At 48.2% G+C, this 25,620-nt stretch carries 17 protein-coding genes and 1 pseudogene; 14 read left to right on the top strand and 4 right to left on the bottom strand.

Annotation, left to right across the window (positions count from 1 at the left end; genetic code table 11):
• Positions 1-164: 164 nt before the first annotated feature.
• On the top strand, positions 165-3,968 hold the full coding sequence (locus PEH01S_RS07100) for a GH32 C-terminal domain-containing protein (RefSeq protein WP_127484510.1): 3,804 nt from the start codon (positions 165-167) through the stop codon (positions 3,966-3,968).
• Positions 3,969-4,179: 211 nt separating this feature from the next.
• A pseudogene (locus tag PEH01S_RS07095) lies at positions 4,180-4,536 on the top strand (helix-turn-helix domain-containing protein); the annotation flags it as partial.
• Between the two features lie 616 nt (positions 4,537-5,152).
• Here the strand turns inward: PEH01S_RS07095 and PEH01S_RS07090 are convergent.
• Positions 5,153-5,338 carry a hypothetical protein gene (locus PEH01S_RS07090; protein ID WP_127484508.1) on the bottom strand — a complete coding sequence of 62 codons (186 nt, stop codon included), beginning with the start codon at positions 5,336-5,338 and terminating at the stop codon, positions 5,153-5,155.
• 614 nt (positions 5,339-5,952) lie between these two features.
• On the opposite strand from PEH01S_RS07090, the gene PEH01S_RS07085 reads away from it, so the two are divergent.
• The 7 genes from PEH01S_RS07085 (at position 5,953) to PEH01S_RS07055 (ending at position 15,706) form a co-directional block, all read left to right on the top strand.
• Entirely contained in the window at positions 5,953-6,816 is an 864-nt protein-coding gene (locus tag PEH01S_RS07085; protein ID WP_127484506.1) for an AraC family transcriptional regulator, read from the top strand.
• Between the two features lie 61 nt (positions 6,817-6,877).
• Positions 6,878-8,170, top strand: a complete 1,293-nt coding sequence (locus tag PEH01S_RS07080) for an ABC transporter substrate-binding protein (protein WP_127484504.1) — start codon at positions 6,878-6,880, stop codon at positions 8,168-8,170.
• Between the two features lie 40 nt (positions 8,171-8,210).
• On the top strand, positions 8,211-9,110 hold the full coding sequence (locus PEH01S_RS07075) for a carbohydrate ABC transporter permease (RefSeq protein WP_025849950.1): 900 nt from the start codon (positions 8,211-8,213) through the stop codon (positions 9,108-9,110).
• A 1-nt stretch (position 9,111) separates the two neighbouring features.
• Positions 9,112-9,933: a carbohydrate ABC transporter permease gene (locus tag PEH01S_RS07070; RefSeq protein ID WP_025849951.1), complete on the top strand. Its 822-nt coding sequence runs from the start codon at positions 9,112-9,114 to the stop codon at positions 9,931-9,933.
• Positions 9,934-10,011: 78 nt separating this feature from the next.
• Entirely contained in the window at positions 10,012-11,499 is a 1,488-nt protein-coding gene (gene glpK, locus PEH01S_RS07065) for a glycerol kinase GlpK (protein ID WP_127484502.1), read from the top strand.
• Positions 11,500-11,523: 24 nt separating this feature from the next.
• Positions 11,524-14,010, top strand: a complete 2,487-nt coding sequence (locus PEH01S_RS07060) for a glycoside hydrolase family 31 protein (protein ID WP_127484500.1) — start codon at positions 11,524-11,526, stop codon at positions 14,008-14,010.
• A gap of 28 nt (positions 14,011-14,038) precedes the next feature.
• Entirely contained in the window at positions 14,039-15,706 is a 1,668-nt protein-coding gene (locus tag PEH01S_RS07055) for a glycerol-3-phosphate dehydrogenase/oxidase (protein ID WP_127484498.1), read from the top strand.
• A gap of 624 nt (positions 15,707-16,330) precedes the next feature.
• Here PEH01S_RS07055 and PEH01S_RS07050 read toward each other — a convergent pair.
• Both PEH01S_RS07050 and PEH01S_RS07045 read right to left on the bottom strand, forming a co-directional pair.
• On the bottom strand, positions 16,331-17,371 hold the full coding sequence (locus PEH01S_RS07050) for a zinc-dependent alcohol dehydrogenase (RefSeq protein WP_127484496.1): 1,041 nt from the start codon (positions 17,369-17,371) through the stop codon (positions 16,331-16,333).
• A gap of 24 nt (positions 17,372-17,395) precedes the next feature.
• Positions 17,396-18,376, bottom strand: coding sequence for an aspartate aminotransferase family protein (locus PEH01S_RS07045; RefSeq protein ID WP_407669425.1), 981 nt, complete (start codon positions 18,374-18,376; stop codon positions 17,396-17,398).
• Between the two features lie 115 nt (positions 18,377-18,491).
• On the opposite strand from PEH01S_RS07045, the gene PEH01S_RS07040 reads away from it, so the two are divergent.
• From PEH01S_RS07040 to PEH01S_RS07025, 4 genes are read left to right on the top strand one after another with little or no spacing between them, the layout of a single operon-like run.
• The gene (locus PEH01S_RS07040) at positions 18,492-20,066 is read left to right on the top strand and encodes a spore germination protein (RefSeq protein WP_127484494.1); all 1,575 of its coding nucleotides are present in this window, start codon (positions 18,492-18,494) and stop codon (positions 20,064-20,066) included.
• Between the two features lie 13 nt (positions 20,067-20,079).
• A complete protein-coding gene (locus PEH01S_RS07035) occupies positions 20,080-21,285 on the top strand; it encodes a Ger(x)C family spore germination protein (RefSeq protein WP_025849957.1) in 1,206 nt (401 codons plus the stop codon).
• An 18-nt stretch (positions 21,286-21,303) separates the two neighbouring features.
• Positions 21,304-21,519 (top strand): hypothetical protein, encoded by a 216-nt coding sequence (locus PEH01S_RS07030; RefSeq protein WP_025849958.1) that lies wholly within the window; start codon positions 21,304-21,306, stop codon positions 21,517-21,519.
• Between the two features lie 16 nt (positions 21,520-21,535).
• Entirely contained in the window at positions 21,536-22,633 is a 1,098-nt protein-coding gene (locus PEH01S_RS07025) for a GerAB/ArcD/ProY family transporter (RefSeq protein WP_127484492.1), read from the top strand.
• A gap of 377 nt (positions 22,634-23,010) precedes the next feature.
• Here the strand turns inward: PEH01S_RS07025 and PEH01S_RS07020 are convergent, their stop codons facing one another.
• A complete protein-coding gene (locus PEH01S_RS07020; RefSeq protein ID WP_127484490.1) occupies positions 23,011-24,243 on the bottom strand; it encodes an MFS transporter in 1,233 nt (410 codons plus the stop codon).
• Between the two features lie 453 nt (positions 24,244-24,696).
• Between PEH01S_RS07020 and rocF the strand changes: the two genes are divergently transcribed.
• Positions 24,697-25,611 carry an arginase gene (gene rocF / locus PEH01S_RS07015; protein WP_127484488.1) on the top strand — a complete coding sequence of 305 codons (915 nt, stop codon included), beginning with the start codon at positions 24,697-24,699 and terminating at the stop codon, positions 25,609-25,611.
• The last annotated feature ends 9 nt before the right edge of the window (positions 25,612-25,620 follow it).

The raw sequence follows: 25,620 nt of genomic DNA, 5'->3' as shown, positions 1-25,620 counted from the left end.
CTATAATGTTCGGCCGATTTGTCAAAAGGGGAGCTGGCTGTGCGGGCAGCTCCTTTATTCCCATGATTCAGGGAAGAGAAGGAAGTGACAGCGGGTTCAATCATAGACCCTTTACGCGATGGCATAGCTTATTGTTACCTTGAAAGAATAGAGGAGGCCTATGGATGAAATTCAAGAAAGGATTGCCAATTCTATTATCCTGTATGCTGCTTTTCACTTCGATTCCGATGTTGACCGCCTTTCCGTCAACGGGCCGGGCGGCCGGGGAGCCATCGGCACTTCAAACCGAAAAGGAGGAAGCTCTCATTTTTGAAAGCGCAACCAAATCGAATAGTGATCTATCGGGCTGGAGAGTCTCCGGGAAAGGGAGGCTGGAGAATACAGAGCAAGGGATTCGGCTGGCCTCCGAACCCCAAGAGAATGTTCTGGCCATCTCGGATACTGTGGCGGATGATTTTATTTATGAGGCGGATATCATGCTGACGGACATGAACGCCGATGCAACGCTGCTCTTCCGCTCCAACGAGGAAGGCTGGTCGTCTTATATGCTGCAGCTTGTGCCTCAAGCCGGTCTGCTCCGTTTGAAGGATGCAAACGGGAAGGGAACGCTAAAGGTGGAACGGCAGGTCGCTCTTGCGGCGGGCGAAATTTATCATATGAAAGTGAAAGTTGAAGGGGACAACATCAAGGTTTATTGGGGAGACCGGTACCAACCGCTCATCGATGTAAAAGATGGTGCCTACAGTTCGGGGTACCTTGGGCTGCATGTCTGGGACGGCTCGGCGCTCTTTCAGAACGTGAAAGTAAGCGGCATGAAAGGGAATCTCGGCACCCCGCAGCACCGTGCAGGAACTTGGCGGCCTGATCTTAGAGGCTATAAAGGAACGGGAGCCGCCGGGCAGCAAGCGCTGCAAATTTTTGGGTTGACCCATGGCGATGTCATGTTTGAAGGGGATATGTCCTTCGGCAGGGATTCGGCAGACGGTGCCATGCTCTTCAGGACCGATAAAACGGGGCATTCGGGCTATGCGGTTTCTTTACGGAAAGACGGCAATCAAGTCCGGGTCCAACTGCGAAAAGCGGACGGTACCGTCATCAAAACTTCAGCACAGTCTTATCTTACGCAACCGGACTCTAGACATCATGTCGAAATCCATGCCGTGGGCAATCGGATTCGGGTATTTGTCGACGGGTACGCCGAGGCAGCTGTCGATGTTACCGACAACAGCTTTAAAAGCGGACACGTCGGAATTTCCGCCTTTAAGGGAAGCGTTTACTTTCAAAATATGTATGCGACTGCGGCAGCCGACTATTACACGGAGCAGTTTCGCCCCGCCTATCACTACTCGCCTGCCCGCGGGTCCGCCAGCGATCCGAACGGGCTTGTCTATTACGAAGGCGAATACCATCTGTTTCATCAGGATGGGGGAACCTGGGCCCATGCAGTCAGTACCGATCTGGTGAATTGGAAGCGGCTTCCGATCGCCTTGCCGTGGAATGATTACGGACACGTATGGTCAGGCTCGGCTGTTGCCGATCTGGAGAATGCGTCCGGGTTATTCACGGAATCGGGAGGCAAAGGGCTGATCGCCTATTATACGTCCTATAATCCGGATTTGCCTGGCGGCAATCAGCGTATCGGGCTCGCTTATAGTACAGATCAAGGGCGCACCTGGAAGTACTCCAAGGAGCGGCCGATCGTGATCGAGAATCCCGGAAAGCAAGGAGATGACCCGGGCGGCTGGGATTTTCGCGATCCCAAGGTTGTCAGGGACGAGGAGAACGGCCGCTGGGTGATGGTCGTATCTGGAGGGGACCACATCCGTTTCTTTACCTCGACGAATCTGCTCGATTGGACGCTGACCGATAATTTCGGCTATGGAAATTATGTTCGCGGCGGGGTATGGGAATGCCCGGACTTGTTTCCTTTAACGGTGGAAGGGACGGGCGAGAAAAAATGGGTGCTCATGATCAGCACGGGCGCCAATCCGAAGACACAGGGCTCGGATGCGGAGTATTTTGTCGGCGAGCTGACTACGGAAGGGAAGTTTATCAACGATAATCCCGCCGGCAAGGTGCTGCGAACGGATTACGGCAAGGAATTTTATGCGTCCATGTCCTTCTCCAATCTGCCGGATCATCGACGGATCATGGTGGCTTGGATGACCAATTGGGATTATCCCTTCGCATTCCCGACCGTAGGCTGGAAGGGAGAAATTACGCTGCCGAGAGAAGTGACGCTAAGGCGGACGGAAGAGGGAATTCGGCTCGCTCAGGCTCCGATCGAAGAGCTTAAGTCTTTGCGAAGCGAGCTTTATACCGCGGTCCATAAAGAAGTGAACCCGAATGGGGCGAATTTGCTTCAGGGTATCGCTTCGGGAGCTTATGAAATCGAAGCCGAAATTGAAATTCCGTTGGGAAGCGGGGTGCGTGAATTCGGGTTTCATCTCCGCGAAGGAAACGACCAAAGAACCATCGTAGGATATCAAGTCGCTGAAAAGCAGATGTTCGTGGATCGTTCGAATTCAGGCGCATCCGATTTTTCACATTTATTTTCAACGGTTCACACAGCTCCGCTTCAGCCGGAGGGCAGACGTGTTAAACTTCATGTTTTCGTGGATGAATCCTCCGTTGAGGTGTTCGGGAATGACGGCAGGGTTGTCTTCACGGATGTCATCTTCCCCGACCCGTCAAGCCGGGGCATGAGCTTTTACACCGATGGCGGCAAGGTGAACGTGCTGTCCATGAAGGTGTATGCGCTTAAGAACGTGTGGAACCAAACGGCGGATGGAACAACCCGAATGTTGGCAGATACAAGCATCCGGGAAATGAATGTCGGGGACAGTCAAATTTTGAATGTCGCAGTAGAGAACGGCAAACGGAACGGGACGATGCCGATCAAATGGAAAACAAGCGACCCCAAAATTGTGAGGATCGAACAAGCCGACCATGCGAAAGCCGTTATTCGGGCGACCGGCAAAGGCGAAGCTGCTATTACCATTACTACTCTAAACGGGAAAGCAGCGGCGACCGTGCCCGTAAAGGTGTATGACGGCAAGTTCATGACGAATCTAACCGGCTGGACTTCCGATCCGGCTTCGTTAAAATGGGTAGCTGCCGAGCGTGGTATCCGTGGCAGTTATCCAAGCGATGCCCATTATATGGCACAGGAAACGGCGGGCAATTTCGTCTACGAAGCGGAGATGATGCTTGCCGAATCCGGCGGGGCAGGTTCCCTTTTGTTCCGGGCGAGCCGGGACGGACGCAGCGGATACTATTTTAATCTGGATCCGAATATGAAGGCCTTCAGGCTCTTCTACAAGATCGACGGAGGCTTTGCGGACAGACAGGTGCTGGCGAAGGTACCGGCTTTTGTACAGCCCGGGAAAACCTACAGCGTCAAAATCGAAGCCGATGGACCGTATATCCAAATCTTCGTGGACGGTACAAGGATCATGGACCTTAAGGACGGCACGTTTGCAGATGGACACTTCGGGCTGCATGTATTCGGAGGCCAGGCTTATTATCAAAATGTTAAAGCCAGCTCGATGCAAGCGGCTAAGCTGCAAAAGGCAAGATTCACGAATATCGCGACTAACGGATTTCTTTATACGTCCAAATCGGAAAACGGGGAGCCGGCCACTCTTAAGGTTGCCGGAGAAGGCGAAGCCGCGCAAACTTGGGTTTTGGTGCCTACAGGCGATGAGCATGGTTCCTACTCTATCCGTACCCTGGAAGGCAAAGCTTTGGATCTCGATACGGGACAAAACAAAATCCAGCTGTATAGCTACCTTGGCTTTAACAATCAGCGATGGCTGCTCCATCGGAACGAAGACGGCACCGTAAGCATATCTTCAGTTCATAACGGGAAAGTGTTTGAGGTTTCAGAAAACGGAAACGGGCTGAGCTTAAGCGAGCCTGATCCCGTACTTGACCGGCAAAAGTGGAGAATGGAAGTCGTCGAATAGCGTATGTCAGACTGTGAGTGTGTTTCCATGAGACATGCTTACAGTCTTTTTCAAATTGCGACGATTATTAACTTTTCCGTAGCAACTTTCCCTGCGCCGGCGCGTCTAGAGGATAAACGTTATCGACCATGAGTTGCGGATAAGTCGTGAATCCGGAGGGGAGAGGAGACAATGCTCCATCTACCGGCGAAAAGCGAGGTGCCGGGATGAAATTGAGTCGCCTTGGTTTGTTAGTTATCGTGAATTGGATCAACAAGCAAGGCAGCTGCATGATATCGCGAATGAAAACAGAACCTGGCGTCATTTGGACTTTTGGCAATATCAGACCATACTCCATGCACGACTGCCACGAATTCATTGTCGGCATTGCGATAAAATCGCGACCGTCAAAGTAAATTGGGCACGGGAACATGCATCGTTCAGTTGGCTGTTTGAGGCCCACGTGATGGCATTAATGACGGAGATGCCTGTTGCAGCTGTAGCTCGAAAAGTAGGCGAGCATGATACAAGGTTATGGCGCATTTTCCACTATTACGTGGAGCGAGCCATGAAGGAAATGGACATGACAAAAAGCGCTTGAACGTTTCGTTTCGACGAATCACTTGAACATTAAGGCGTACCAGTCGGCGTTGGGGAATGCCTATCGGGACGATAAGGTTGTTAATATGGGCGAAAATGTACGAGAAGACAAGAAGATAGTTCGCGACTAACCCGTTCGCGACGACAACGTTAATATCACTTGAACCGATGATGATTGTTCCGACGTTACCCTTCGTTTCGACTAGCGTTTGCATCGAACCGCTTTCGCCGTGGGCGTATTCGCTTGTGTGCTTATAAATGCCGACGCATTCTTCTTCAAACGAGAACTTCGGAAAGCCTTCAATATTCTTATCGGGGAACCCATTTTGAAGTTTCCCGGTATCGTCAAGGGCTTGAGCACGTTTCAATAACGAAGATATTTTTGCCCAATGAACCTTATTGCCCGCATGGGGATATTCGGCTTTAAAGTCACTACCCATGCGTTTCTTTCGACGGTCCTTACATAACCATAGATATGTCATGTCAATTAGCGATTTCAAGAATAGAACGCCCTAACACAAGGGCAGGGCTTCCGAATCCAGTCTTCGTTAATTGGTACGCACCTGCCCCTAACTGGAAAACGTGTGCCATTAGAAAGCGGCTAATTACTTGCAATTGATCGTACTTTTTAGCTTCCTTCCCTTAATCTCTGCGGTTAGGATTTCGCATGTTTGAAGAATCAAGATAAGATTCCGGTATTTGTCCGCATTAGCAAATGGTAAATTCTTTGCCGCTTCGAGTTCTTTTCCCCAACGCTCATATATTTCTTCTTGTTCTAATTGTTTCGCCACATGTATGCCCCCTTAAAGTCGTCTATAAGCCCAAGAATGTGAAAACAGGCGCCCCTCTTGGCGCCCGTACTGCATCGATACTTATTCGTTTGGGGATGGGGAATCTTCCGAAAGGGTCGATCTAGTCCCGGACGCTGGTTCCGCGCACATCGCGGCTATGGGGCGTCGGGCAAAACTGAATATTTCGATTATATACGATCATTAGTATCGAAATTCCGATGCATCTTCGGTCGCCGAAAAAAACGCACAAGGACGTTATCCTGCACGATCCGATCGGGACCGATAAGGAAGGAAACGAGATTACTCTGATTGACTTTGTAAAAACCATCTTCAAAATGATATAGTATTATGACCTAGTTAGAAATTTGTCGATCGATGTCGAATTTTGTGCATAAATACAATAGCTATAAAGGACGATCGATTCTCCGTTTGTGGATGAACAACTCCGGGCTTCGGTATTTTTGAACATTTTTTTTGGAAGACCGTATCGTTTGTTTTCAACAATTCATATCAAATTAAGAGCAATATATGTTAAGTGGGCACAATTTGAGTATGTTATATTTTGAGTGAAAAACATCACTGTAGTTATGCTTGGTGTTGAAAGGAGGCCCCAATTGGTAATTCATACGCCCACGAATCTGGCTCTTCGAAAATTAGGGATGCATGTAAGGGCGGACGCAGATGACTGGCAGTACAACTGGCCTGTTCATACCCATGAAGGACTCGAAGTTTATTATTTCATACGCGGGGATGCGAATTATATTATCGGAGATAATATATACGATCTATCTCCAGGAGATATGCTTCTATTTCGGGGAAGCACCATTCATAGGGTTAATCCGTCGAAAGATGTTCCCTATGTCCGCAGCTATGTAAATTTTACGGAGTCTTTTTTGCAAGAGCAGATGTCGGGAGAGATGTTTGAAAAGCTAATGTCTTTGTTTGAATCGCCCAGCGGAAGGTTAATTCGTTGGTCACTGGAAGAGCGCAAAGAAGTAGAAGCTTATTTCCGGGCACTGCACCGGGAAAACGAACGGGAGTCGTTCGGATACGAACTGATTTTGAAAGCGCTTTTGGTTCAATTGTTGGTTGCAATTTATCGCAAGGCCAAGCGTTTGCATGAAATTGCGCCTGCCGTACAGCCATCGCATAGCCAGGAGAATGTTCGCCGCATTTTGCAATATGTAAATCAGCATTTTACGGAGAATTTCTCGCTTCAGGAATTGTCGGGGGCTCTGCATTTGAACAAATATTATATTTGTCACTGTTTTAAAGAGGTTACGGGATATACGATTAACAACTATATCATCAGTAAAAGGATCGAGGAAGCCAAAAAAATGCTTCGAACGACCGATGAGCCGGTCGGGTTAATATCAGAAAAACTCGGGTTCAACACGGCGGTTCATTTCAGCCGCTCTTTCAAGAAGTACGCCGGAGTGTCACCGCAGAATTACCGTAAAAAAGACTTTGGCGCATAATGCTTTGAGCCGCAGAGAGCAAATGGTTCAATTATCCAGACGAAGAAAAGGGGTAGAAGCGATGAATAAGAAAATGAAAGTGATATCTATTGGCATGGTCATGGTTCTGTTGACGCTTACGAGTGCTGCTTGCGCCAAGAAGGAATCGGGTGGAGAAGCGGAAGCCGGCGGTAAAAACGTAAAGCTGGACTTTGTCTGGTTTTCAGATGGAAATGAAGGCGCAATCATGAAAGATATTATCAAAGATTACGAAGCTAAAAATACGAATGTCAAAGTAAATATGATCGAAGTCCCTTATAAAGATCTATCGACGAAATTGAAAACGATGATCGCAGGCGGAGAGCCTCCGGCATTGGCCCGAATCAGTACGACGGAGCTTGGCGGATTTGCCAAACAGGCGGTGGACTTAAGTGAGAGCAACGGCGGATTGGAGAAGTACACCGGACAGTTCGTCGATTCCCTTAAACCCTTCTATGTGGTGAATAATAAAGCGGTAGCCGCTCCTATGGATGTTACGGCTAACGGATTGATTTACAATAAAACCTTGTTTGATAAAGCCGGAGTGAAGGTGCCGTCATCTCCCGACAATGTCTGGACGTGGGATGAGTTCTCCGCCGCCTTGAAGCAGGTAATGGAAAAAGGCGGGGCTAAATACGGTCTTGTGTGGGATTTTACGCCGCAACGGTGGTCGACTATTCTGTACCAATTCGGAGGCAGCCTCATGAGCCCGGATGGAGCAAAAGCCACAATCAACAATGAAGCGGGTGTACAGGCGGTTGAATATTTCAAAAAGCTGCATACCGACGGCATTGCTCCAACATCCGTATGGCTTGGCGGGGAAAACCCGAATAACTTGTTCCGCAGCGGGACGGTCGCCGCACATTTGGCAGGAAATTGGATGATTAGCAATTATAAAGATATTTCGAACTTCGAATGGGGCGTAACGTACATGCCGAAAGCCAAACAGCGTTCCTCGGTACCGGGCGGCAAATTCGCGATGGCATTCAAAAATTCCGGCGTGGAGAAGGAAGCAACCGATTTCATTAACTATATCACCACGAAAGAAGTAAATGCGAAATATACCCAAGAGGCATTGTTCCTGAGCCCGCGCAAAGACAACGCGAAGCTGGACTATGCTTTCGGTAAAGAGATGATGGAAGTTTTCTCGAACGAACTGAACAACACCGTTCCGGCAGCAGCTGAGGATTGGTCCAAGCAAACGATTGTGCCCAAATTCAGCAATGAGTTGAAGAAGACGATTTCGGAAATTATTGTTGGAAAAATAACGGGACAAGCAGGCTTAGATAAAGTTGCGGGATTAATTGATAAAGCCATCGGCGAAGAGAAGAAATAATCCATGCATCGGTACGGTTGAAGGGAAAGGAGTAAGCCTGATGTCTGTACAAACCTCTGCCGTAAAGACAATAAGGAAGCCGGGACAATCTAAAAAATGGATTCCTTATTTGTTTGTACTGCCTAACTTGTTGATTTTTACCACTTTTATCGTGATTCCCATGGTAATCGGATTCGTTTATTCTTTCCACGAATATGACGGATTGAATCCGATGGAGTTTGTAGGCTTTGACAATTACAAAGAGATCTTTTCGAACAACGAGTTTTGGAGCGCACTGGGAAAAACCGCCCTGTATGCACTCATTGTAGTACCGTCGATTTACTGCCTATCCCTCGCCGTAGCGATGATGCTGATCCAGCAAATCCGGCTTAAAGGACTATTTCGCTCCATATTTTATTGGCCTACGATGATTTCGTATATCATTGTTGGTTTGACGTGGAAGTGGATTTTCGGCGATTTCGGTGTTTTGAATTACTTTATGACGATGTTCGGCCTGGAACCGCTCCATTTTTTATCGGATTCTTTTTTCGCGAATGTATCGGTGGTGATCGCAACGGTTTGGTCGCGTCTTGGCTTTTATATGGTCATTTTCATGGCCGGCTTGCAGGCCATACCGAATGATTATTATGAGGCGGCCAGATTGGACGGGGCATCCAAGCCTCGGGTATTCTGGAGCATTACGCTTCCGCTGCTCAAGCCTACGACCGTACTTGTCGTGATGCTGACGCTGATCGAGGCATTTAAGGCGTATCCGTTACTGTTTGCGCTCACGGGGGGCGGACCGGGTAAAGATACGACTTATATCGTGCAATATATATACGAAACCGGGTTTGCCAAGCAGGAGCTGGGCATGGCCAGCGCAATGTCCATGTTATTGTTTGTTCTTATTTCGCTGTTTACCGCTCTGCAGTTCAAACTGTCAAAGGGAGGCTCCGATTAGCGTGGAATTGAAGGCATCCGCCAAAGCCGTCTTGTATATTCTTCTTATTGTAATGGCTGCCATGTGGTTGTTTCCAGTGCTTTGGATTGTCATCTCGTCCTTCAAGACGAACAATGATTTGTACAGCTTTCCCCCGAGATTTTGGCCGGAGCCGATGACTTTCGAGCACTTTACGGCTGCCTTTCAGAAAGGCAACTTCGGACGATACTTCATCAACAGCGCTATCGTCACGGTCAGCTCAACGATTCTGCTGCTGCTGATCAACTCGATGGCAGGGTTCGCGCTGGCTAAATATAAATTCAGAGGGGCTGCGGTGCTGCTCGTCGGGTTCGTGTCTACCTTGATGATCCCTCTTGAGGTCATTATGATCCCGATCTTTAAGGTGCTCAGCTTCCTCGGATTGTTCAACAGCCTGCTGGCTCTTATCATTCCGCCAGCGGCCACCCCGACAGGCGTTTTCTTGATCAGGCAGTATTTGCTTACCGTACCGGATGAACTGCTTGAGGCAGCCCGGATGGACGGGGCATCGGAATGGCGGATTTATTCGCAAATCATTCTGCCGATCTGCAAGCCGATCTTGGCGGTGCTTGCGATTTTCTCCTTCATGTGGCGATGGGACGATTTCTTGTGGCCTCTTATCGGAATTAGCGATCCGTCCTTATATACGATTCAATTGGCCTTGTCCAACTTTATAGGAGAATTTAACGTTGATTGGGGCAGCTTGCTTGCCATGTCCGTCATTACGATGATTCCGGTGCTTGTGGTTTTCGTCATATTCCAGCGTCAATTCGTCAGCGGTATGGTGACATCCGGGATGAAATAATTGCAAAAATCTAATTCCCTTCCACCACAGGGGCTGGTTGTCTCTGTCGGTGAAGGGATTTTTTAGGGGAGTTTGGGGATGGAACGCTTCATATTGTCATTAGATCAAGGAACCACCAGTTCAAGAGCGATATTGTTCAACCATGACAGCCGGATCGTTTCCGCAGTGCACAAGGAGTTCACCCAGTATTACCCGCAGCCCGGTTGGGTTGAGCAGGATGCAGAAGAAATTTGGGAATCGGTAGTCTCGGTCCTCTCGTTGTGCTTGTCGAAAGCAGGTGTCGGACCGAGTCAAGTGGCGGCAATCGGTATTGCCAACCAGCGTGAAACGACGATCGTATGGGACAAAATGACGGGAAAGCCGATCTACAACGCTATAGTATGGCAATCCAGGCAAACCGCTCCAATCTGCGAGCGGTTAAAATCCCAGGGATGGCAGGACCTGGTCCATGAGAAAACCGGCCTCCTGATCGACGCGTATTTCTCGGCGACTAAAGCAGCCTGGATTCTTGACGAGGTGCCCGGCGCCAGAGCGCGTGCGGAGCGGGGAGAATTATTGTTCGGTACCGTCGATACTTGGCTGATTTGGAAATTGACCGGAGGCAAGGTTCATGTGACGGACTACTCCAACGCTTCCCGTACGATGATGTTTAATATCCGGGAATTGAAGTGGGATACAGAGCTGCTGAAACGGTTAAACATTCCGGAATCGATGCTTCCCGAGGTCAGGCCCTCCTCCTGCATCTACGGCGTAACGGATAAGGAAATCGTTGGCGGGGAGATTGCGATTGCAGGGACGGCCGGCGACCAACAGGCAGCGTTATTCGGACAAGCGTGCTTTGAGGAAGGAGCGGCCAAAAACACCTATGGAACCGGATGCTTCATGCTGATGAATACCGGCAGTAAAGCGGTGTACTCGAAACACGGGCTGCTCACGACCATTGCCTGGGGCATAGGCGGCCGGGTGGAATACGCACTGGAGGGCAGCATCTTTGTGGCGGGCTCCGCGATCCAATGGCTGCGCGACGGGCTTAGGATGATCAAGAGCGCCGAGGAAAGCGAAGCGTTTGCTTCACGTGTGGAATCTGCCGAAGGGGTGTACGTGGTACCGGCGCTCGTCGGGCTCGGACCCCCTTATTGGGACAGCGATGCCAGGGGAGCGGTATTCGGGGTTACCCGCGGAACCACCAAAGAGCATTTCATACGCGCAACCCTGGAAGCTCTCGCTTATCAAACCAAGGACGTACTCGCCGTGATGGAAGAGGAATCGGGGATTACTTTGCATTCGCTGCGTGTGGACGGCGGAGCGGTAAAAAACAATTTATTGATGCAGTTCCAGAGCGATATCCTGAATGTGCCTGTCGACCGCCCGGTAATTAATGAAACCACAGCTTTGGGTGCGGCCTATTTGGCCGGACTGGCCGTAGGGTATTGGGCCGATCAGTCGGACATCGTGAAACAATGGAAACGAGATAAAACCTTCATGCCGAATATGGACGATGCCAAGCGTCGTAACTTGTACGACGGATGGAAAAAAGCCGTTCATGCAACGAGGGCTTTTAAATAACGGATAGGAATGTGGAGGTAAATCATGAGAGTAAGCAGTAAGTTATTGCAGGCCGTGGAAGGTCATCATTATTTGGACCTCGTGACCGATGAAGCCAAGTATCGCATCTATCTGATGAATGATTATGTGATCCGAATCCGCTGCACGTTCGACGAACAGTTTGCCGAAGAAGCTTCGTATACGCTGACCATGACCGCATGGGATGACAAGATGGATGGGATGGTCGAGGATCGCAAGAGAGTGGAGGCTCTCCCGGCTCGGTATGAAGATTTGGGTACCCGCTTGCTGCTCCGCACGAATCAATTACGGCTAATGATACATCGGGAGCCTTTTGCCATTGAAATTACGGATGCGGAAGGCCGAGTGCTCCATGAGGATTTGAAAGAGCGCCCCTATGTGAAAGATAAGCACGGCCGATTGTACCATTATTCAAACCTGACGGATGAAGACCATTACTACGGCTTCGGTGAGAAAAGCGGGCATTTGAATAAAAAGAAGAGAAGGCTGCGGATGCATAATGTGGATACGATCGGTTACGATTCGGAACATACGGATCCGCTGTATAAGCACATCCCGTTCTATATTAAATTTAACGGAAAGACGCAGGCTGCAACGGGTTTGTTCTATCATAACAGCCATGAATCCACTTTTGATATGGGATGCGAACGCAGCGGCTACTGGAACAAGTATAGTTATTTTTGCGCGGACGGCGGGGAATTGGATCTCTTCTTCATGTACGGTCCGCAAATAAAGGATGTCGTCCGCCACTACACGGATCTAACGGGCAAAACGATTTTGCCGGCGCAATACTCGCTTGGATATATGGGCTCCACCATGTACTATACCGAACTGGACCGGGATTCGGATCAAGCGATTTTGAACTTTCTGGACAGATGCAAGGCGGAAGGAATTCCCTGCGACGGATTCTTCATGTCTTCAGGCTACACCTCTGGCGAAGACGGGAAAAGGTATGTCTTTAACTGGAATAATCAACGATTCCCTCATCCGCAAAGCTTTATCGAACAAATGCGAAGCAAGGGAGCGGCATTGGCCCCTAATATAAAGCCGGGTATGCTGCTTACTCACCCGTTATATAAACAATTTGACGAGGCGGGTGCCTATATAAAAGACGATAAGGGGGACAAATCCCAGACCGACCGGTATTGGGGAGGACAAGCTTCTTTCGTCGACTTCACCAACCCTAAAGGGAGACAATTATGGAAGGACCAGCTGAAAGCATCGTTTATTAACTTGGGCGTCACTTCCATCTGGAATGACAATAACGAATATGAAATCAACAATCCGGATGCGTTGTGCGAGTTTGAAGGCGGCAAGAAAGAAATCAGCGCCTTGCGGCCGATTCTTCCCAATCTTATGGCTCAAGCGGCCAAGGAAGCGATCGCCGAAGCTGCGCCGAATACGAGACCTTATATTGTCAACCGCGCCGGATTTGCCGGCATTCAGCGCTATGCCCAAACCTGGGCCGGAGACAACAATACGAGCTGGCACAGCTTAAAATTCAATATTCCTGTTATATTGGGAATGGGACTGTCCGGTGTAGCGAACCAGGGCTGCGATATTGGCGGCTTCTTCGGCCCTGCCCCGGAACCGGAGCTGTTTGTCCGTTGGGTACAGAACGGGATTTTCCAACCGAGGTTCTCCATCCATTCCTGCAACACCGACAATACCGTTACCGAGCCGTGGATGTATCCTTCGTATACTCCTTATATCCGGGAGGCGATTCAGCTTCGTTACCGTTTGATCCCTTATTTCTACTCTTTACTGTACGAAGCTTCCGTCCTGGGCTCTCCGGTCATGCGGCCGATGGTGTATGAATTCCAGCATGACCCCGCCACTTGGGAGGAAAGCTTCGATTTCATGCTGGGAAGGTCGATACTGGTCGCCAATGTTCTGGAAAAAGGGGCGGAAACGCGAACGGTGTATCTGCCGGAAGGCAGCGAATGGGTTGACTGGCATACAAGAGAGCGTTATGCAGGGGGACAGACGATCCAGCTTAAGGTTTCCTTAGATTCGATTCCGATGTTTATCCGCGGCGGAGCTGTTATTCCGCTCGCGCCGCATTTGCAGAACATTCATAACGACCGTATAGAAGAGCTGCATTTGCTGATCGAGCCGTCCGAGAAAGCAAGCTTCGTTCTGTATGAGGACGACGGGGTAACGAACAATTACAAGAACGGCGACTATCTGAAAACAACGATCAACGTCGAAACGGATGGAAACACCGTTATTTCTTTCAAGAAAGACGGAGCTTACGCCAGCACAGTGAAGCGAATCGTCATTGATTTGATATGTAACCAAATTGCTCCGGTTCGAGTGATGCTCCAGGGCAGAAAGCTTCCGATGTTTCTCGATCCCGCCGAGTGGAAAGCGAAGGAAGAGGGCTGGTACTACGATCTGGAGCTTAAAACGGCAAAAATCAAGTACGACAACAGCCAAGCCGATTATGAAATTGCAGTTAACTTCGATATAAAAGACTTGATTTCCATTTAACTCGTGATCATCGAAGGAGGGATGCAAGATGGGGGAAGCCTTTTCAAGTAACAGAAGGACAGAAATATTACAAGCCTTACCCAAGCAAACGTTCGATGTCCTTGTCATCGGGGGCGGGATTACCGGGGCCGGTATTCTGCTTGATGCGACGACCAGGGGCATGAACACGGTGCTGGTGGAAATGCAGGATTTCGCAGCGGGAACCTCCAGCCGATCCACCAAGCTGGTCCATGGAGGGCTGCGTTATTTGAAGCAGCTTGAGGTGAAAATGGTCGCCGAAGTTGGGAAAGAACGCGCGGTTGTGTATGAGAATGGCCCTCATGTGACCACTCCGGAGTGGATGCTGCTTCCGTTCCATCAAGGCGGTACGTTCGGAAAGTTCAGTACTTCTCTGGGACTGAGGCTCTATGATTTTTTGGCGGGAGTTAAGCGGAGCGAGCGGCGGAAAATGCTCGGCGTTCAGGAAACGATACGGCGTGAGCCGCTCGTCAAGCGTGAAGGGCTTAAGGGAAGCGGCCTCTACGTCGAGTATCGTACCGATGACGCCCGCCTCACCATCGAGGTGATGAAAGAAGCGTTCGCGCGTGGAGCGAAGGCTGTAAACTATGCCAAGGTGGAGCAGTTTATTTATCAAAACGGCAAAGTTGTTGGAGTGAAAGTCAGGGATACGATCCACGGAGCATTGTATGAGATCTTTGCCCGCAAAATCGTGAATGCCGCCGGGCCTTGGGTAGATACGCTTCGGGAGATGGATCAATCGAAAACCAAGAAACATTTGCAGCTGACCAAAGGAGTACATTTGGTGATCGACCAATCCCGGTTTCCGCTGCGGCAAGCCGTCTATTTCGATACGCCGGACGGGCGGATGGTATTCGCTATTCCGCGGGACGGTAAAGCGTATGTAGGCACCACGGATACTGTCTTCGAGGGAGATATCGCTCATCCGAGAATGTCTTCAGAAGACCGCAACTATATCATTAATGCCGTTAATTATATGTTTCCCACATTGAACCTTGGCATTCAGGATATTGAATCCAGTTGGACGGGACTTCGCCCGCTTATCTTTGAAGAAGGTAAAACGGCGTCGGAAATATCCCGCAAGGATGAAATCTGGCAGTCGGAGTCCGGATTAATTACCATTGCGGGAGGCAAGCTCACCGGTTATCGCAAAATGGCGGAAATGGTCGTCGATCTTTTGAACGATTTGTTCAAGAAGGAAGGAGTAACCCATTTTACCCCCTGCGTGACCAAAACCATGCCGATCTCCGGCGGACATGTAGGCGGACCGGATCAATTCCCAACCTTTATCGAGCGGAAAACGGCGGAGGGCATAAAGCGGGGGTTCAGCAAGGAGCAAGCGGAGAAGCTTGTTCGAAAATACGGCTCAAATATTGATCGTTTGTACGAGCTGGCTTCTATCCATGGAAAGAACGGTTCGGACTTCGGGCTTCCTTTAGACGTGCTGGCCATGATTGTCTACGCTATTGAAGAGGAAATGACGGTGAAACCGATCGATTTCTTTAACCGGCGTACGGGCGCGCTGCTGTTTAATATCTCATGGGTGCATGAATTCAAGACGACGGTTATTGCATTTATGGAGCAGTATTTGCATTGGAGCGAAGAAGAGACACGGCAGTACAGGGAAGAGCTGGAGAAGCGGCTTCTCGAGGCTGTTGTCCCTGTAGATGTTAGATAACAATTCAGATTGTGCAGTCATGGGCCTCACGTGAAAGCCTGCTTGGGGCTGTCAGTGCGCTGCGGGCGGAACGATTTTCAATGCTCAAACATCGTATATTCCGCTTGGGATCGTGATGATCAACCTACTGTCGTTTGTTCTTGTTGTCGCGGTTGTCCACCGAGAATTGATGCAGTATACTATGCCGCAATGTATAATTTTTATTATGATTATTGCGCTCCAGGCCTGGAGCCCCCCGCAGAAGTGCATCTCTAAAGCTCATCGGTTTGACCCAGAGGGGTTTCCAATACATAGGATGAACGGAGCCCAAACTGCAAGACAAGCAACCGGCATAAGTAATTCCTTGCTCACATATTTTGGATAAAAAGTAAAACTATCTTGTTATTTTTCATTAGTTACAACATGTGGAAGTAGCGTCCTTTGATCTTGGATACGTCTGAAGGCTGCCCTGAAGCAAATAATTGCTCAAGGTGCAGCCTTCTTTCTACTTAGTCGAAGCTGTGCCGGAACAATCCCCTTTTAAAAGTAAAGTAACCCCGCAGCGACCGGAGCAGGATTAATCCAGACTAAAAAAAGGAGTGTACTGTTTCACGAGGGTCTGGCATCATTGCGCGAAAATTCGCGTCATGTCCCCGAATGAAGAATAACTTTGACCGCTGTGGAACAAGGAGTCAGTGCCCGTTTTTGCAGATCGCACCCTAATGTACGGAAAGCTTCTTGGTATTCAGTTAAAGGAAAACGGTGCGTGATAAGCTTACCCACTGGAACGACCTTCCGTTCAATCATGTAATGAGCGGTGGCGAAGGTGCCAAGCGAATCGATGGAGCCGATAATTTTCAGGCTGCGGTCTACGATTTCCTTCGGATTGAAGGACGATTCGCCATCCCGCAGACCGACCAGCATCAAATATCCTCCATGGGCTAACGCGGCAATGGCCTGCGTGGCCATGATTCCGGTCGTGTCAACGATGATATCGACCTGACGATTGTCAGGGGACATGGCCGTCAATGCGTCCTCCATCGAAGCATAGACGTTCCAGCGCTCAGGCGCGACCGATGCAGCGATCTGCAGCCGGTGCTCCGATATTTCGACGATGCTCCCGCTCACGCCTTTGGACGCCAAAGCATAGCTGTACAGCATGCCGATCGGGCCGGCACCGAGGATAACCGCCCGGAAATTGGGCAGCAGCCGCATTTGATCGATGCCCGTCAGCATGCAGCTTAACGGCTCGGTCATCGTCGCTTCCTCATAGCTGACATGATCGGCAAGCTTATACAGGAAGCGGTCTTCCGTGACATAATAGTCCGTGAACGTGCCGTCGCTGCTTACGCCGGTCTCCGTTTCGCCTTTGCGAACGCAGTGATTTTGTCTGCCTGTTCTGCACATCGCGCATTGTCCGCAATAATAAGTCGGATCGATCACGACCCGGTCGCCGGGCCGAAGCGTGGAGACGTCCGGGCCGACGCGCACCACTTCGCCGGCGGATTCGTGACCAAGGATGGTCGAAGGCTTGGCGTGATATTTTCCGCTAATAATGCCCAAATCGGTCCCGCATATTCCCGTCGCCCGAATTCGGACCAGCACCTGGTTATCTTTTATCCGGTCCGGAACGGGTCTTTCCTCCAAAGAAACATCCCAAGCGGATCGATAGACGAGAGAGAGCATATTCTGGCCTCGCTTTCTAAGTTTTTATCCGACCTTTTGCAAAACGGCATCCAATCGTTCGACAATCTCCGCAATCTCGTCGTCCGTGGCGACAAGCGCCGGTCTCACCTTAACGACATTGCCGTAGCCGTACCGTGAATCGCGAAGAATTAAGCGTTGATCGGAAAAAGCGGTTTCGATAATCTCATTGGCTTTGTGGACGTCGGGGGCGCCGTCTTGGTCGACGATTTCAATGCCCCACATTAAACCGACACCTCGCACGTCACCGATGCACTTATGCTTGGAGGGCAGCTCGTTCAACAAGCTTCCCAGAATTTCGCCTTTCAGCTTCACATCATTCAGAAATTCGGGCTGAGCCACGACATCCAACGTAGATTGGGCAGCCGCCAGCGAGATGAGGTTACTGCCGGAAGTGAAGGAATGCTCGTGCTTTTTCAGTACGTTAAGCCGGGATTTCATCAGGACGGCGGCGATCGGGACGCCGATTCCGCCCAAGCCTTTGGCGAGCGTTATGATATCGGGCTGAATATCGAACAGTTCGCTGGCAAACATATAGCCGGTTCTGCCGATCCCCGTCTGCACTTCGTCGGCGATCAGGACCATGCCGTATTCGTTGCAGAGCTTGCGGAGCTGTTGAAAATAGCCCGGCGGAGGCACGATATTTCCCCCGTTGCCAAGAATCGGCTCCACGATCATGCAGGCGACGGAGCCGGAGCTGCCGTATTCGATGTGATCGGCGATCGCTTCCACGCACTGGAAGCCGCAGCCCGGGTAAGACGCTTTATAATGGCATCTGTAACAGTATGGAGCGGGGACGTGAAGGTGGTTGGGGGCCGTCGAATTCGGGAAGCCTTTTCGCCGGAAGGCGTTGCCGGATATTCCGGTGGCGAATTGCGTTTGTCCATGATGGGACAGGAACAAGCTGACGATGTCGGTCGATTCCGTATATTTTTGGGCGATTTTTACCGCACATTCGTTGGCTGTTGAACCGGTAATATCCCTCATCCAGCCTGCGTTCTTGGCCAAACGCCTTCGCTTTACGTTTTTATGATGTATAAAATGAATCAAAATGAACATTATATGGTGCAAGACTTGATCTAACACCCCAGGGGAAGTATGGATGCGAAACAATATGACGAGAATCCCTTTACATAAGAGACCCAAGCAAAACGGTTGTAATGAACCTTCAAAGTACGCTGATGTTGAAGTAACCTCTTCTTTGCATCATAACATCACGAACCTGGAAGCTGTTTTTCATCACTCCTCCGATATCGTTTTTCGAGAGTTTCTCGTTGGAGAACAGCAGATTCGTTCTTATATTGTTTATATCCAAGGCATGACTGATGAAAAGACCGTAAACGAGTATATCCTGGATCCGTTGATGAGGCTGCACCGGATCTATGTGGATGAACCTTCCATGACCGTGACAGCGAAATATTTCATCCGAACAGGGGAAACCAACGAGCTATCCACATTAGCTGAGCTTATTGACGCTCTGCTGGAAGGCAATACCGTCCTGTTGATGGAAGGAGTCCCCAAGGCGTTAGGAATTGGTACGCAGGGTTTTCCATCCAGGGACGTAACGGAACCTGAGACCGAGTCCGTCGTACGCGGTCCCCGTGAATCTTTTACCGAAAATCTGAATGACAATATCGCTTTGATCCGACGACGGGTGAAAACTTCGGATTTAATCATGGAGAAGCTGATCATTGGAAGAATTACAAAAACGAAGGTTACCCTTGCCTATATTTACGGGGTCGTCGATGAAAAATTGATACAGGAAGTAAGAGACAGGTTAAATCGGATCGATGTCGACTCTGTTCTTGATAGCTCGTATATTGAGGAACTCATTGAGGACAACCCCTACTCCCTGTTTCCGCAAGTGGAGAGTACGGAACGGCCTGATAAAGTAGCCGCTGGAATCCTGGAAGGCCGTGTAGCCATATTGGTAGATGGCACCCCGTTTACGTTAATGGCGCCTGCCTTAATGATTCAATTTTTACAGTCAAGCGAAGACTATTACCAACGATATCCGTTTACTACCGCAGTACGTTTCATTCGCTACTTATTCTTTATCATCGCTTTATTGCTTCCTTCGACATTTGTTGCTGTTACCACCTTTCATCATGAGATGATGCCAACTCCTTTGTTGATAAGCTTTACGTCGGCGCATCAGGGGGTTCCGTTTCCTACTGTTGTGGAAGCCTTTATCATGGAAGTCACCTTTGAAGCTCTGAGAGAAGCCGGCGTTCGCTTGCCGCGTACAGTTGGTCAGGCCATTAGTATTGTGGGGGCTTTGGTGATCGGTCAAGCTGCTGTTGAAGCGGGAATTGTTTCTCCGGCTATGGTCATCGTCGTGGCTTTAACCGCCATTGCTTCTTTTTCTATACCCGCGTATAGTTTGGGATTTGCTATACGCTTGCTGCGATTCGGTTTTCTCCTGTTAGGTGCCGTCCTTGGTTTTTACGGAATTTTGTTAGGATTACTGGGCTTGATGATTCATGTTACTTCCCTTCGCTCTTTTGGCGTACCCTACCTGACACCTGTTGCCCCATTCAAAATTCAGGATATGAAGGACGTCATAATGAGAGCGCCTTGGTGGAATATGACAACGAGACCAAGCTTGTTTGGAATGAACAATCGGAGAAGACAGAAATTCTTTTTAAAACCGCGTCCCCCTAAACAAAATCAATAAAGGATAATCGATCATGATGAAAAGGTGGAAAGTACTTCCTATTGTCCTTTCTCTTCTGTTTACCGGCTGCTGGGACAGAACAGATGTGGATGACATCGCCATTGTCGTTGGACTGGGTATCGATAAAATTCCTGAAGAGCATATGATCCTTCTCTCGGCACAGGTTGTGAATCCGGCTTACGGGAAATCCTCGGGCAGCGGGGAGGGAACTTCATTTACGGTGTTGACCAGTCAGGGGAGGACTTTCTCTGATGCCATTATTAATTTTTCCAAGTCGTACTCCAAAAGAATGATCTATTCACACAACAAATTGATAATCATGGGGCGGGATTTTGCCAAATCCGATTTTTCGGAGGTTATGGATTACCTGGAACGGGAGAGACAGTTTCGGGAAAATATGTGGATCTTCACAGCGGACAAATCGGCCAAAGAGTTGCTCCAAACCCAAATGGCTACGGAAAATTTACCGGCAAGCGGACTTGACGATATGATGGGGTTTCTTAGGGAAAACGCATTCACCGTCACCACGCAGCTCTATGATTTCATTTATCGCCTAAGAAGTGACGCGGGAGTCAGCACGTCTCCTTACATCAAGATCGTTGACGAAGAAAAAAGGATAAATGAAAAATTATCCCGAGCAGGTATGAAAATAACCGGATCTGAAGTTGAAATTCCTAAAAAGATCCAAATCGAAGAAACGGCGATTTACAAAGACAACCGTTTAATCGGGACGATTGATAAAAACGAGTCAAGGGGCCTATTATGGTTACGAAATCAATTAAAAGGCGGGTTAGTCATCCTCCTTGGAGAGGGCGGGAATCAGAAGCAAACTTCCATTTATATTAAGGAGGGAAAAAGCAAAGTTACTTCATCGGTAAAAGACGGACAAATTTTTATGAAAATACAATGTGAAGGCCAGGCTGATTTACGTGGTGTGGGGAATTTAACCATTGATGTCTCTGATCCTAAGGTCATGGAAAAACTGGAACGGCAAACCGAAGAAATATTATTGCATAGGGTAAACAAGGTAATTACGAAAGCTACAAAAGAATTCAATGCTGATTTTCTCGGATTTTCCGAGCATCTGCATAATCAGCATCCGGAAGAGTGGCATCGTCTAAAAAAGGGCTGGAATGATATTTTCCCTAACGTCCAATACGAGATCGCATTCCATATTAAAATTCAATCCAATGGTTTAATTAGAAATCCAACACAATAAAGAAAGAAGGAACGAATCATGGTTCTGGCATCCTTTGCCGCTTGCGCTGCCTTGTTTCTCATCGAAGGAGTTTCTCTGATGAAACAGAAGATGTGGAAAGAAACAATCACCCTTTCGTGTATCGTCGGCTTATCGTTTATGCTCATCGTCTTGTTTGCCTACGGCCTCCCTAGTCCATTAAAAATTTTGCATGGTTGGTTACGCCCAATTGGCGAATCCATTTTAAACTTCTAAGGATAAGGTGTTGATTATGTTAGAAAAAGGAATTATTAGTACGAGACAATTTATCTTAATGTTGTTTATCATCATTACATCCTTCACTGCTCTTCAAGTGCCAGGACTGCTCATCTTGACGGCCGGCAGGGACGCATGGTTAAGCACGATTGGCGGATGGCTCCTCGACGTCCTTCTGGCTATTGTATATGCCTATTTAGGCGTGAGGTTTCCCGGTGAAAATTTCGTTCAATACAGCTTGACCATCCTGGGGAAATACATAGGGGGCTTCTTCGGAATGCTGTTTCCGCTGTTTTTCCTTATGGTATGTTCCCTTCTTCAACGCGGGCTTTCGCAATTAATCAATTTTGCGTTCCTGCCAACTACTCCGTTTGCTGTTATATTGATCTCCGGGGCCTTGATCATTGGCTATAGCGCTCGCAAAGGCATTGAGGTCATCGGTCGGGTCTCCGAGGTTCTGGGACCGATTTATTTTTTCAGTATCCTTGTTCTAGTGGGCTTAATCATCCCGTCTGCAGATATACAACGACTGCAGCCTCAATTGGATCAAGGTTTTTATCCATTCTTGATCGGCAGCCCATTCATTTTAACTTTTTATGGCATTTGCATTATAATGGGGATGTTCATTCCTTTAAATAATCGGATTGAAAACGGCTTCCTTTCCAAATTTATAGCTGTCAGCATGGGGGCTTTTGTTGTCGGAGCTACTGTCACATTAGCAGTAGGCGTATTCGGGGATAACATTGCCAAAAACATGATTAGTCCCAGTTTGAACTTGACGAGAATGATCTTTGTCGGCGGGTTTATTGAGCGAATGGAAATCGTATGGATGATGATTGCCGTAGGGGCGGGTATTATGGCTTCCTCGATGATGATCTGGGCTTTCAGCTTAGGGATTTCGCAAATTTTTTCTTTACAATCCTATAAGCCGTTTGTGATACCGGGCGTATTTCTGTCATCCACTCTTGCTCTCACATCTTTTGGGGGCAATGCCGAAAACACCCAGTTTATACATTTTTCCTATCCCTTGATTGCCTTCGCGATTGAAACCGGCCTCATCCTCTTTTTATTACTCATGGCGCTTCTATTAAAAAAGCGAGGAAAAGCTTCATAAGCGATCCCCGCCATCCTTTTCTTGTTCCACCTCCATGCGAACATCCATGGTATTGTGAATTTTATTGCGGAAGCTGTTGAACAGGAGCTTTTGAGCTGCGTAAGCAATGGTACAGCATGATATGAGCATAGATGAACCGATGAGGATACTTAACATGTTCTTTGTCATATCTTTCACCTGTGTAAAGAAAAATTTGGAGCTAATCATACAATGCCCACAGTCCACGACAGGTTATGCAACTTACAGGCGAGTTTTTCTGGCGCAAGGCCGGAGACGCGGACGAGAAGCTGCGGAGCGATAACCAAAAGGCGAAGCTGCCCCCTCAGCCACGCTGGTGGGGGGCCTTTGTCGATGTTATGTATTATGTATTTTGTTTGCTAATACCGGACAGCTTCGCTTTGAAGAGTTTTGGTTTTTTGTTCTGCGAAATTTGATCTGGAGGTTATCCCAATCACAACAGAACCTAAAGTCACCAGAGAAGCTATGGCATATATAGTCTGAATACCGAAAGTGTCGGCTACCCATCCAAGAGAAAGCAAGGAAGCACTGAAAACCACATTGTTTATTACCTCAAGACAAGCCATAACCTTCGGCAGCTTATCCTTTTCAGCATTTTCTTGTATCAAAGTTCTTCTAATTACTGCCGTTACTTGCAGGGGGGGACCCATTATAAACATCAGAGCTATGGCCACAAAAGGGTTTCCATTAAATGCGAATGCTCCTGCTATGACCGCATAAATCGCCAAACCCCATAACATAAAGGGGAATTTCTTATTGTTAAAGTAATTCGACACGGAGACCACAAGCAACCCGCCTATAATGGACCCTGCAAAGAAAGATCCATTTGCTAATCCCCACCAGCTCTCATCTTTATGAAGAACCTGAACGCAAAACGCAAGCACAAAGGCACCAAGCCAAGCCGTTCCGCCAATTGTGTCTATGGCATCAACTATAAAGACAGTTCTGATTCGCTTATCTCGAAATGATGTCTTCCATCCTTCGGCAGCCTGTTTCCATTTTGAATCATATGATTTATTGTCTTGTTCGCTTTTATCTTTGATCAGAGAAGCAAGTATTGTTGCTATAAACAATGAAGCTAAAACGATAATCATGGAATTAAATGTTCCAAGCATAATCACCAAAACGCCGCTAAAAGCCCAACTTGAACATTTGATGATTTGGTCGCTCGTTGATACTAGCCCATTTGCCCTTACCAGCTCCTCTTTGGATACAATCCGAGGCATTAAAGAATTTCTACAGGGCTTCACCCAGCCGTCAAAAAAGGAAATAAAAAAAATCAGCGAAAACATTAGAGCTAAAGGGATTGATTGGCTCAATAAATAAAAAAACATGAAACATGAAAATATCGCAAATTGGGAAAATTGAGCAAATATCAAAATCTTTGCTAGTTTAAATCGTGAAACCACAACTGGAAATATTAGCCCGCTTATGGTCTGCGACCCGAACCGAATCAATGGAACAATGACCGTGGTCAGCAGAGAATGGGTAGTCCCGAACACAAAAGAAATGACTGCCATCAAATAAACGATATCAGCAATGTTAGAAATGACTTGACTACCCCACAACAGATAAAAGTTCCTTTTGATCATTTATTCAACCCATTTCCAAAATTTTTCTCCTTGAGCTACAATAAAACGATCAAGCCATGTTTCAAAGCTGGAAGTCGTCGGATAACTATCCCCCCTGTCATTTTCATTCAACCTATCCCTTAGAGCTTGGATTGTGCCATGGATGCGCATCAAATTAACCCTATTGTGTATTAATATGTAAATTATAACATAAAAACACCAGAAGATTTAACTTCCGGTGACTTTTGGCCGCGTATTCTCAATCTCCACAAACGTCCTGCTTATCCATACCCCAAAATCGTTGACCATAAATAATTTAAATAGTAACAATAAACGATTTCAATTTCTGAATCTGCTGAAGCTATGATACATTCGAGATATCATCGAGCAGCAGGATGACCTAAAAAGAAAGCGCTATTTTTTCTGAAAACATCATATTGTGGAAAAAAACTATATGAAACCGAGGGGTTCTCTATGATTGCTACAAAAAACAGCAACGATATTTCACTTATCGGAGTGCCGCTTCAACTTGGTGCCAATCGTTCTGGTGTAGACATGGGGCCGACTGCGATTCGAAGTTTAAATATTCAAGCAAGGCTGGAAGCGTTGGGTTTCCGCGTCAGGGATTGGGGCGATATCGAGGTTAACCGCTTGCAGAATAGGTGTGATTCCGATGAAAAATTAAAGTATTTGGCGGAAATCGCTCGCGTTAACACGAAATTGGCCGAAGTGGTGGCCCAAGAGATGGGAAAAGGACGGCTTCCTCTCGTTATCGGCGGAGATCACAGTATTGCTATCGGTACAATTAAAGGTGTCCTGCAGCATGTGAATAAGCTTGGTGTCATTTGGTTCGACGCGCATTCTGATGTGAATACGGAATTTACCACCACTTCGGGCAACATTCATGGAATGTCGCTGGCTGTATTGTTAGGTCACGGCCATCCAAGTCTTACTTCCATTGGTGGGGCCCATAAGAAATTAGATCCGCGCAACGTTGTTATTATCGGGGCGAGATCGATCGATCCAGGCGAAAGGCTGTTCTTGAAGGAGCAAGGCATTCGCGTATTTACGATGCATGACATCGACAAATATGGCATGAAAACGGTCATGGATGAGGCGTTAGAGCGGGTTTCGGCAGGCACGGACGGATTTCACCTCAGTCTGGATTTGGACGGGATGGATCCACGGGAAGCGCCTGGTGTTGGAACGCCTGTGGAGGGCGGGATTTCTTATAGAGAGAGTCATTTTGCTATGGAATATCTGCATGAACACGGCGCTCTTGTCTCGGCGGAAATTGTAGAGGTGAATCCGATGCTCGATGTGAACAACAAGACGGCCAAATGCGCTGTTGACTTGGCCGGCTCGCTTTTTGGCGAACGAATTCTATAAATAAAATCA

Source organism: Paenibacillus ehimensis NBRC 15659 (assembly GCF_004000785.1).
Taxonomy (GTDB): Bacteria; Bacillota; Bacilli; order Paenibacillales; family NBRC-103111; genus Paenibacillus_G; species Paenibacillus_G ehimensis.
This window is presented reverse-complemented; position numbering and strand designations above follow the sequence as displayed.

What these genes read in the sequence shown, in the direction of transcription:
- PEH01S_RS07100 (WP_127484510.1), top strand. Translation starts at nt 165, where the DNA reads ATGAAATTCAAGAAAGGATTGCCAATTCTATTATCCTGTATGCTGCTT.
- PEH01S_RS07080 (WP_127484504.1), top strand. Translation starts at nt 6,878, where the DNA reads ATGAATAAGAAAATGAAAGTGATATCTATTGGCATGGTCATGGTTCTG.
- PEH01S_RS07075 (WP_025849950.1), top strand. Translation starts at nt 8,211, where the DNA reads ATGTCTGTACAAACCTCTGCCGTAAAGACAATAAGGAAGCCGGGACAA.
- glpK (WP_127484502.1), top strand. Translation starts at nt 10,012, where the DNA reads ATGGAACGCTTCATATTGTCATTAGATCAAGGAACCACCAGTTCAAGA.
- PEH01S_RS07060 (WP_127484500.1), top strand. Translation starts at nt 11,524, where the DNA reads ATGAGAGTAAGCAGTAAGTTATTGCAGGCCGTGGAAGGTCATCATTAT.
- PEH01S_RS07055 (WP_127484498.1), top strand. Translation starts at nt 14,039, where the DNA reads ATGGGGGAAGCCTTTTCAAGTAACAGAAGGACAGAAATATTACAAGCC.
- PEH01S_RS07050 (WP_127484496.1), bottom strand. Translation starts at nt 17,371, where the DNA reads ATGCTCTCTCTCGTCTATCGATCCGCTTGGGATGTTTCTTTGGAGGAA.
- PEH01S_RS07045 (WP_407669425.1), bottom strand. Translation starts at nt 18,376, where the DNA reads ATGAGGGATATTACCGGTTCAACAGCCAACGAATGTGCGGTAAAAATC.
- PEH01S_RS07040 (WP_127484494.1), top strand. Translation starts at nt 18,492, where the DNA reads ATGCGAAACAATATGACGAGAATCCCTTTACATAAGAGACCCAAGCAA.
- PEH01S_RS07035 (WP_025849957.1), top strand. Translation starts at nt 20,080, where the DNA reads ATGATGAAAAGGTGGAAAGTACTTCCTATTGTCCTTTCTCTTCTGTTT.
- PEH01S_RS07030 (WP_025849958.1), top strand. Translation starts at nt 21,304, where the DNA reads ATGGTTCTGGCATCCTTTGCCGCTTGCGCTGCCTTGTTTCTCATCGAA.
- PEH01S_RS07025 (WP_127484492.1), top strand. Translation starts at nt 21,536, where the DNA reads ATGTTAGAAAAAGGAATTATTAGTACGAGACAATTTATCTTAATGTTG.
- PEH01S_RS07020 (WP_127484490.1), bottom strand. Translation starts at nt 24,243, where the DNA reads ATGATCAAAAGGAACTTTTATCTGTTGTGGGGTAGTCAAGTCATTTCT.
- rocF (WP_127484488.1), top strand. Translation starts at nt 24,697, where the DNA reads ATGATTGCTACAAAAAACAGCAACGATATTTCACTTATCGGAGTGCCG.